We start from the raw sequence: 8,966 nt of genomic DNA, 5'->3' as shown, positions 1-8,966 counted from the left end.
CGCGCCATCGCGGGCGGCGGCCGGCACTTGCCCCGGCCCTACGAGCGGCCCCACGCACAGCTTTACGAGCGGCTTCACACGCAGCTATACGCGCAGCCCTACTCCGGGAAATGCCACCGCGCGATCCCACGCCCGGACCCAATGAAACTCATGGGGCAGCAGCCAGGAACCGCGCGGTAGTTCTGCACTCATTCCAGGGTCATTCGGAGATAATTCCGCGGTCATCGGCCGGTAATTCGTACCGAACCGGCAATGAACTCCAGTCAATTACCAGGCAATTACCGGGGAATGACCGCCCCACATCCGCCCACCCCCGCTCAGGACGCCGCAGCCGTGCGCCGGTCGTACTCCGAACGGGCCGAGGCGATCTCGACCTGGTGCTCCTCCGTCCAGATCACCAGGCTGCGGATCGTGTCGTGGAGCGTCGCCCCGAGGGGGGTCAGCTCGTACTCCACCCGCGGCGGCACCACCGGGTGCACGGTGCGTTTGACCAGGCCATCTCGCTCCAACTGGCGCAGCGTGACGGTGAGCATGCGCTGGCTGACGCCCTCGATCAGCCGGCGCAGTTCGCTGAAGCGCAGCGTGCGGCGGTCCAGCAGCGCTATCACCAGCAGCGACCACTTGTCCGCCACCCGGTCCAGGATCTGGCGTACCTCACAGCCCTGCCGGGTGTCCCACTGCATCACCTCGTAATCGGCTTCGGTACCCGTGCAGTGAGTCGGTGACTTCAAAGTGCCTTCTTCCATAGTCATTGAGCCTGCCCGATGATGCCTGTGGTTACAAGAGGGAACCGCCGCCAACTCCCCCCGCATGTCGGCAGGAAGAGTTGGTGTTCCGAGTGGTCGTCCCGATTCCGGCCTTCCTGTTTTCTCTACCGAGGAGTCAATTTCCGTGTCCGCACTGCAATCCTCTCCGGACAGCGGCACCGATCGCATGAGTGGGCGCGCTTGGGGCGTGCTGTTCGTGCTGTGTGGTGCGATCTTCCTTGAGGGCGTCGACGTGGCCATGCTCAACGTGGCCCTGCCGTCCATCCGGGCCGACCTGGGGCTGTCCACCGGCACGCTCCAGTGGGTGATGAGCGCCTACGTCCTGGGCTACGGCGGCTTCATGCTGCTCGGCGGCCGCGCCGCAGACCTGTTCGGCCGCCGCCAGATGTTCCTGTTCTGGCTGACGGTCTTCCTGCTCTTCTCCGGGCTCGGCGGCCTGGCCACCGAGGGCTGGACGCTGATCCTCGCCCGGTTCGTCACCGGTGTCGCGGCGGCGTTCATGACCCCGGCCGGCCTGTCGATCATCACCACCAGCTTCGAGGAGGGCCCGCAGCGCAACAAGGCACTGCTCGTCTACTCCGGCACCGCGGCCGGCGGCTTCTCCATCGGCCTGGTCGTCGGTGGCCTGCTCGCCTCGGCCGACTGGCGCTGGGTGTTCTTCGCTCCGGTCATCCTCTCTTTCGCCATCCTGCTCACCGGCGCGGCCCTCATCCCCAAGTCGCCGCGGCCCGACCGGGGCGGTCAGGGCATGGACGTGGCCGGCGCGGTCAGCGTGACGGCGGCGATCCTGCTGCTCGTCCTCTCGGTCGAGCGGGCCACGCACGCACCGGCCGCGCAGACCGCGCTGACCGCCGCCGCCAGCCTCCTGCTGTTCCTCGCCTTCGCGCTGATCGAGCGCAAGACGTCCGCGCCGCTGGTCCGGCTCGGCATCTTCCGCAGCGGCAGCCTGGTGCGCGCCAACCTGGCGGGCCTGCTGTTCGCCGCCGGCTTCTTCGGCTTCCAGTTCATCATCGTGCTCTACCTGCAGGAGCTGCGGGACTGGTCGACCATCCAGACCAGCTTCGCGATGATCGTCATCGGCATCGACGCGATCCTGTCGCCGACCCTCACCCCGAAGCTGGTGGACAAGTTCGGCAACGCCCGTGTCATCTTCGGCGGCCTGCTGCTGGCCGTGCTGAGCTACGCGCTGATGCTGCCGCTGGGGCTCGACTGGACCTACCTGATGATGTTTCCGAGCCTGATCGTCCTCGGCCTGTCCTTCTCGCTGGCCTACGGTCCGCTGACCATCGTCGCCACCGAGGGCATCGACGAGGAGGAGCAGGGTGTCGCCGGCGGTCTGCTGTACACCTGCTTCCAGTTCGGCGCGGGCCTCGGCCTGTCCTCGGCCACCGCGGCCATCGACGCCGCGACGGACGGGACCGGCCCGCAGGCCATGCTCGACGGCTACCGGGCGGCTCTGGTCGTCCCCCTGGTGGCCGCCGCGATCGCCGTCCTCGTCAGCGTGTTCGGGCTGCGCGGCCGGTCCGGTGCGGCAGCCGCCGAGCCGGCCGCCGCGGGTCCCGTCCTGGAGTCCGCCGAGACCTCGCGCTGACCCGACCGCGGCCCGGCGCACGCCGGGCCGCCCCGAACTCGCCCCAGGCCATTCCCCCGGGCCTGGGGCGACCCCTTTTCCCGGGGTTTTCCGAAGGGCCCGTGCGGCACGCGCCGCACGGGCCTTTATGCGTGGGTACCCGCGACTTACCGGCCACTGACCGCGCACACACCGCCCGGACACCGGGCGGGCCCGGGGAAGATTTCGCGGTTACCGGGCCATGAGAGCCGTTCGCCAGACTGAATCCCGCACGGCCGGAAGAAAACCGCTGAGGAGGAAGAATGACCACGAACGACGGTGCGATCGCCGCGGTGTTCGACGAGGTGAAATCCCAGGCAGGTCGGTTCCGGGATTCCGGTCCGAAGGCCGAGGAACGGCGGTGGATTCCCGACGAGAACATCGAACTGCTGGAAAAGGCCGGGGTGTTCCGCCTCAACGTGCCGAGCCGCTTCGGCGGTCTGGAGGCGCCGGTCGCCGACCAGGTGCGGATCCTCAGCGAGATAGCCCGCGCCGACACGGCCACCGGGTGGGTCGCGATGATCTGGGTGTCCAGCTCCTGGGTGCCCAGCCTCTTCCCGGACGAGACCCAGAAGGAGGTGTACGCCGAGGGCTCCCTGCGGGTGTCCACCGGCTTCACCCCCACCGGCACCCTCACCGCCGAGGACGGCGGCTACGTCCTGAACGGCAGCTGGAAGTGGATCTCCGGCTCCCGTGGCGCCGGCTGGGCCCTGCTCGCCGCCCTGCTGCCCGCCCCCGACGGCACGCCCGTCCCGCACGCCGCCCTCGTGCCCTTCACGCAGCTCGACATCGCCGACGACTGGCACGCCTCCGCGGCGGCCGGCACCGGCAGCTCCACGGTCACCGCCGCGAACGTCAAGGTCCCGGCACGCCGGGTGGTCAGCCTGCCCGAGGTGCTCACCGGCACCACCGGAGGCCGGTCCAACACCGGTGCCACCGGCCGCAACTACGCCTTCATCCCGTTCTTCATGGCCCAGGGCGCCAGCGCCTACCTCGGCATCGCCCGGGGCGCTCTCGACCTGTTCCTGGAGCGGCTCCCCGGCCGCGGCATCACCTACACGTCGTGGACCGACCAGAGCCAGTCCCCGCTGACCCAGATCCAGGTCGCCACCGCCGCGAACAAGGTCGCCGCGGCCGAGGCGCTCCAGGACACCTGGCTGCGGCTGCTGCAGGAGCACGCCGACGCCGGCACACAGCCGTCGCTGGAGGAGCGGGCCGCGGTGCGCGGCAAGGCCGGGTACGCGATCCAGCTCGCCAAGGAGGCCGTCGACGAGCTGTTCGAGGCCAGCGGCGCCTCGGTGATCATGCGGGACGTGCCGTTCCAGCGCTTCCACCGCGATCTGCGGGGCCTCGCCCTGCACGCCCTGTTCGCCTTCAACACCAACCAGGAAGTGCACGGCCGAGCCCTCCTCGGCCTGGCCCCGGACACCCCGTTCCTCTGATCACCGCGCCACGGGGCGGCGCATCTTCGAGCGCCGCTCCGTGCAGCCGTACGCCCGCAGGGGGCACCGGGCCATCCTCCGCCCGGTGCCCCCTGCGCCCACCTTCGGCACATCCCACCCCCAGTACGGGAGGCGAATCCATGAGTCAGTCAGACATCCTGGTCCTGGGCAGTACCGGAAAGACCGGACGCCGGGTCGTCCAGGCCCTGCGCGCCCGGGGCGCCTCGGTCCGGCCGGCCGGCCGGACCGCCCCGGTCCGCTTCGACTGGAACGACCAGAACACCTGGGAGCCGGCCCTCGCCGGAGTCCGCGCGGCCTACCTGGTGGACCGTCAGGACCAGCCCGGCAGCTGGGACGCGGCGGCAGAGATCGCCGCCCTGGCCAAGCTGGCGGCGGACTCCGGCGTCCGCCGGCTCGTGCTGCTCCAGGCGCGCACCACGGGCCTGGTCGGAGGCAAGGACCTCAGCGCCGGCGAGCGAGGCGTGCGCGAGTCCGGCGCCGCCTGGACGGTGCTGCGGCCCAACTGGTTCTTCCAGAACTTCGACGAGGGCGTGCTCCTGGACGCCGTACGCTCGGGCGAACTCCGCCTGCCCGCCGGGCAGGGCCGCGAGCCGTTCGTGGACGCCGGTGACGTCGCCGAGGTGGCCGCGGCGGCCTTGCTCGAGGACGGGCACGACGGCCGGGTGTACGACCTGAGCGGCGCGCGGCCCCTGACGCTCGCCGAGGCGGCCGAGGAGATCTCCCGCGCGACCGGACGGACGGTCCGCTATGAGCCCGTGGCCCACGACGCCTATGTGTCGGAACTCGTCTCCTACGACGTGCCCGCCGATTACGCGCTGTTCGTGGCCGACCTCGTCGGGCAGATCCGCGAGAACCTGAACTCCGCGCCCACCGACACCGTGGAACGCGTTCTGGGCCGACCGCCGCGGGACTTCACCGAATTCGTCGGGGAATCCGCCGCGAGCGGAGTCTGGGCCGGCTGATTCCCGCGTTCTGGAAGGTTTCCGTCCGCCGCCGGGTTCCCCGGCGGTGAGTCGGTGACTTCAAAGTGCCTTCTTCTCTGATACCGAAGGGTGCGGCACGCTGAGGTCGACCGGCGGTGAATGGCCGTGTCCTGCTTTTCCGACTCTTTTGAGGTGCCGCGATGGGTGCTGTGAAGGTGGATTCGTTCTCGGAGATCGAGAGCGCCTTCGTGACGTATATCCAGGACATCGTGTACTGCACGATGATCACGGTCGACAGCAAGGGCCGCCCCCGGGCGCGGGTTCTGCTGCCCATCTGGGAGACCGTGGACGGCCGTCCGGTCGGCTGGCTCGCCGCGTACAAGACCCCCGTCAAGGCGGCCCATCTGGCGGGCAATCCGCACACCACCTACTCGTACTGGAATCCCCGGCAGAACGCGGTCTTCATCGACAGCCTCTCCCATTGGGTGGATGATCCGGAGGTAAAGAAGTACGCCTGGGATCTGTACGCCAAGGGCAGCCCGCAGGGCGTCGGCTACAACCCGCGCAATTTCTGGCGTCTGGGACCGGAGGACCCCGAATACCACGTCATCCGGATCGACCCGTGGCGCGTCCAGGTGCTGCGCGGCTCGGACCTGAGCAGCCGCCTGTGGACGGACGAGTCCCAGCGCTGACGGCAGCGCCGGGATGGCCGAAAAACGCCTGTCACGCGGCCGGTCAGGCCGAACGCGGGATGCGGCGCGGCAGCGTCCGGGCCACCGCATCGCCGGGCCGGACCACCTGCGGGCCCTCCACCAGCCGGTGTTCCCCCGGCGCCTCGGGTCCCGCCAGCTCCGCCTCCGCCGCTTCGCGGTACCCCACGGTCTGCCCGGTGGCGTACTCGGCGGCATAGGTCTGCGCGCCGAGCGCGCCGCGCACCCGGGCCGAGATGCGCTGCACATCGGCGCGTTCCGCCTCGGGCAGGGGTGCCCCGGAGCGCTCCCGGGTCGCTGCCGCGGTGCCGAGCAGCCGGGCGGCCCGGGCCGTGCGGGCCGTCAGCGAGTGGGCCCCCGCGAGGCCTTCCAGTGCGAGCGCGACGGCCCGCGGGTCCTCGGTGGCGAGCGCGGCGGTCAGCCCGTCCCGGTGCAGGTCCAGGCAGGCCGCGGCGTCTCCGCGCAGCTCCGCGCAGAACCCCAGTTCGGCCAGGACCAGGGCGAGGCCGTTGATCGCACCGCGGGTGCGGTTCCACTCGAGCCAGGGCCGCAGATGCCGGTCCGCCGCGGCCAGGTCGCCCTGGCGGCGGGCGCCGAGCGCGAGGCCCAGCTCCGCCATCTGCTCCGCCGGCCGGTTGCCCTGCTCGATGGCCAGCCGCAGCGCCCGGTCGTGCAGCTCCTCCGCCTCGTCGTACCGCTCCGACAGCAGAGCGATCCGCCCCAGCCCCGACAGCTGGCGCGACACCTCCGGCCACAGCTCCAGCGACTCGGCGATCCGCAGCCCCTCGCGGTGCAGCTGCGCCGCCTCGTCGTACGCGGCGGTGATCTCGGCGTGCACGGCCAGGGCCTGCGCCGCCTTCAACTGCCCCCACGCGTCGCCGAGGGCCGAGAACTGGGCGCGCGCCTCCAGGGCGTCGTCGTGCAGCGCGGCCAGGCTGCCCCGGGCCATCGCCAGTGCGGCCCGGCTGCTCAGCGCGGCGGCCACACCCCAGGCGTCGCGCAGCGCCCGGAAGTCCACCAGCGCCTCGTTGACCCAGCTCTCGGCCGCGGCCAGCGCGCCCACGTCCCACAGCGCCTGCCCCACGAACCACTTGGCGCGGGCGAGCCCCGCGGACCGTTGCGCCGGGGCCCGCTCCCGGGGCGCCCGGCACTGCTCGTCCGGCTCGATCTCGCCGAGCAGCAGCCCGATCCCCTCGCACCAGGTGGCCGCCTCGAGAACCCCTGGCGGGCCGGGCAACGGGCCGGGCGCCTCCAGGGCGGAGGCCAGGCAGCGCCGGCCCTCGGTGAGCCGGCCCATCAGGATCCAGAACCAGGCCAGCGCGTTGACCAAGCGCAGCGCCAGCTCGGGCGATCCGCCGTCGGCGGCCTCCCGCACGGCCTGGCGGAAGTTGGCGGTCTCCGCCGACAACCGCCGTAACCAGCGCTGCTGTTCGGGTCCGTGCAGATGCGGCCGGGCCCGCTCGGCCAGCTCGGTGTAGTGCACGGTGTGCCGCCGCGTGACCTGCGCGGCCTCGCCGGCCTCCGCCAACCGGGCACGGGCATACGCCCCCACCGACTCCAGCAGCCGGTAGCGGGCGCCGGCGGGGCTGTCGCCGCGGATCACCAGCGACCGGTCCACCAGCCGCGACAGGATGTCGACGACGTCGCCGGCGGCCACCTCGCCGCCGGCGCACACCTCCTCGGCGGCGGCCAGCGCGCAGCCCTTGACGTGCACCGACAGCCGCCGCAGCACGGCCTGTTCCGCGGGCCCGAGCAGACTCCAGCTCCACTCGATCGTCGCCTGCAGCGTCTGCTGGCGGTGCGGGGCGCCCCGGTAGCCGGAGTTGAGCACGCGGAAGCGGTCGTCGAGCCGGTCGAGCAGCTCGTGCACGCCGAGCGCCCGTACCCGTGTGGCGGCCAGTTCCAGTGCCAGCGGGATGCCGTCCAGGCGGCGGCACACGGCGGCGACGGCGGGCGCGGTCTGCGCGTCCAGGACGAAGGAGGGGTCGGCGGAACGGGCCCGCTCGACGAACAGCCGGACCGCGCTGGAGCGTTCGAGCGCCACCCGCTCCGTCGACCGGGGCAGCTCCAGCGGGGGCACGGGCCACACCGTCTCCCCCTGGAGGCGCACCGGTTCCCGGCTGGTGGCCAGTACGGTCACGCCCGGCGCCTGTTCCAGCAGCTGTCGTACCAGCAGGGCCACGTCGTCCAGCACGTGCTCGCAGTTGTCCAGTACGAGCAGCAGCCGGCGGGAGGCCACGAAGTCCAGCAGATGATGTTCCGGACCGCAGCCCTCGCCGGGCCGGGCGCCGGTCTGGTCGGCGCCCTCGCGGATGCCGAGCGCCGCCAGCACGTGCTGTGCCAGGCACCAGGGCCGGCCGTCCTGGTCCGCGGGCCGCAGCCCGGCGAATTCCACCAGCCGCACCCCGTCGGGAAAGGCGTCGGCGGCCCGGGCGGCCACGGCGACCGCGAGCCTGGTCTTGCCGACGCCCCCGGGACCGGTGAAGGTGACGAGCCTGCTCCGGGCGACCATGCGCCGCCCTTCCTCCAGCGCGTCGTCCCGTCCCACCAGCGCGTTCGGGAAGTCCGGCAGGCTGGTGCGGGCCCGCGGCGCGGCCTCGGCGGTGGCCGGTGCGGCCGGCCCGCGCAGCGCCGGGTCCTGCCGCAGGATGGCCTGCTGCAGGGCGTCCGCGGCCTCGCTGGGCACCAGGCCCAGTTCCGTGTCGAGATGGCGGCGCAGGTCGGCGTAGCTGGCCAGCGCCTCCGAGGAGCGGGCGGCCTGGTGCAGCGCGCGCATGTGGGCCATCCGCAGCCGCTCGCGCAGCGGATGGGCGGTCACCAGCGCAGCCAGTTCCCCGATCAGCAGGCTGTGCTCGCCCAGTTCGAGCCGGGTCTCGAAGTGCTCCTCGACCGCCGTGAGCCGCTCCTCCTCCAGTTGGGCGAGGGCGGTGTGGACGAACGGCTCGTCCGCGAAGTCCGCGAAGGCGGGCCCGCGCCACAGCGCGAGCGCGTCCTCGAGGGCGGCCGCGCGGGCCCGCAGGTCGTCCAGTGTGCGCGCCCGGGCCACCAGGGTCCGGAAGCGCAGGGAGTCCACCGCGTCCTGCGGGGCCTGGAGGGTGTAGCCCGGCGCCCGGTGCACCACCAGATCCCGGGCACCCTCCTCGGCGTCCTCCAGGGCGCGGCGCAGCTGCGAGACCTTCGCCTGGAGCGACGCCGTGGGATTGGCGGGGGGTGTGCCGCCCCACAGCGCCTCGATGAGCCGGACCGTAGGCACGACCTGGCCGTGGTGGGCGAGCAGATTCGCCAGCAGCGCACGGACCTTGACCTCGGGAACCCGAACCGGCCTCCCCGTCACGGTCCGCACCTCAAGTGGTCCGAGCACCCCGAATCGCATGCGCTCACATTAACCCGACAACCAGCGGTGCTGTCGGGCTGAAATGAGTTGTACATATCACGGCGGCACCACCCCCTGAGGGTAAAGTTTCAGCCAAGTCCTGTGGGGGGTGGGTGATTCG

Annotated in this window: 6 protein-coding genes; 4 read left to right on the top strand and 2 right to left on the bottom strand. The window is 72.0% G+C overall.

Annotation, left to right across the window (positions count from 1 at the left end):
• Nucleotides 1-317: 317 nt before the first annotated feature.
• Nucleotides 318-746, bottom strand: coding sequence for a winged helix-turn-helix transcriptional regulator (locus BEK98_RS26350; RefSeq protein ID WP_094219135.1), 429 nt, complete (start codon nucleotides 744-746; stop codon nucleotides 318-320).
• A 187-nt stretch (nucleotides 747-933) separates the two neighbouring features.
• Here BEK98_RS26350 and BEK98_RS26345 point away from each other — a divergent pair, with 187 nt between their 5' ends.
• The 4 genes from BEK98_RS26345 to BEK98_RS26330 all read left to right on the top strand — a co-directional run bounded on the left by BEK98_RS26345 (nucleotide 934) and on the right by BEK98_RS26330 (nucleotide 5,454).
• Entirely contained in the window at nucleotides 934-2,358 is a 1,425-nt protein-coding gene (locus BEK98_RS26345; RefSeq protein WP_094219156.1) for an MFS transporter, read from the top strand.
• A 281-nt stretch (nucleotides 2,359-2,639) separates the two neighbouring features.
• Nucleotides 2,640-3,818 carry an acyl-CoA dehydrogenase family protein gene (locus BEK98_RS26340; protein ID WP_094219134.1) on the top strand — a complete coding sequence of 393 codons (1,179 nt, stop codon included), beginning with the start codon at nucleotides 2,640-2,642 and terminating at the stop codon, nucleotides 3,816-3,818.
• A gap of 140 nt (nucleotides 3,819-3,958) precedes the next feature.
• Nucleotides 3,959-4,801 (top strand): NAD(P)H-binding protein, encoded by an 843-nt coding sequence (locus tag BEK98_RS26335; protein WP_094219133.1) that lies wholly within the window; start codon nucleotides 3,959-3,961, stop codon nucleotides 4,799-4,801.
• Nucleotides 4,802-4,962: 161 nt separating this feature from the next.
• Complete coding sequence (locus BEK98_RS26330; protein WP_167444268.1) at nucleotides 4,963-5,454, top strand: pyridoxamine 5'-phosphate oxidase family protein; 492 nt, start codon at nucleotides 4,963-4,965, stop codon at nucleotides 5,452-5,454.
• 43 nt (nucleotides 5,455-5,497) lie between these two features.
• Here the strand turns inward: BEK98_RS26330 and BEK98_RS26325 are convergent, their stop codons facing one another.
• Nucleotides 5,498-8,806 carry an AfsR/SARP family transcriptional regulator gene (locus BEK98_RS26325; RefSeq protein ID WP_244201983.1) on the bottom strand — a complete coding sequence of 1,103 codons (3,309 nt, stop codon included), beginning with the start codon at nucleotides 8,804-8,806 and terminating at the stop codon, nucleotides 5,498-5,500.
• Nucleotides 8,807-8,966 lie beyond the last annotated feature (160 nt).

The organism is Streptomyces diastatochromogenes (assembly GCF_002242805.1).
Classification (GTDB): domain Bacteria; phylum Actinomycetota; class Actinomycetes; order Streptomycetales; family Streptomycetaceae; genus Streptomyces; species Streptomyces diastatochromogenes.
This window is presented reverse-complemented; position numbering and strand designations above follow the sequence as displayed.

What these genes read in the sequence shown, in the direction of transcription:
- BEK98_RS26345 (WP_094219156.1), top strand. Translation starts at nt 934, where the DNA reads ATGAGTGGGCGCGCTTGGGGCGTGCTGTTCGTGCTGTGTGGTGCGATC.
- BEK98_RS26340 (WP_094219134.1), top strand. Translation starts at nt 2,640, where the DNA reads ATGACCACGAACGACGGTGCGATCGCCGCGGTGTTCGACGAGGTGAAA.
- BEK98_RS26330 (WP_167444268.1), top strand. Translation starts at nt 4,963, where the DNA reads ATGGGTGCTGTGAAGGTGGATTCGTTCTCGGAGATCGAGAGCGCCTTC.
- BEK98_RS26350 (WP_094219135.1), bottom strand. Translation starts at nt 746, where the DNA reads ATGGAAGAAGGCACTTTGAAGTCACCGACTCACTGCACGGGTACCGAA.
- BEK98_RS26335 (WP_094219133.1), top strand. Translation starts at nt 3,959, where the DNA reads ATGAGTCAGTCAGACATCCTGGTCCTGGGCAGTACCGGAAAGACCGGA.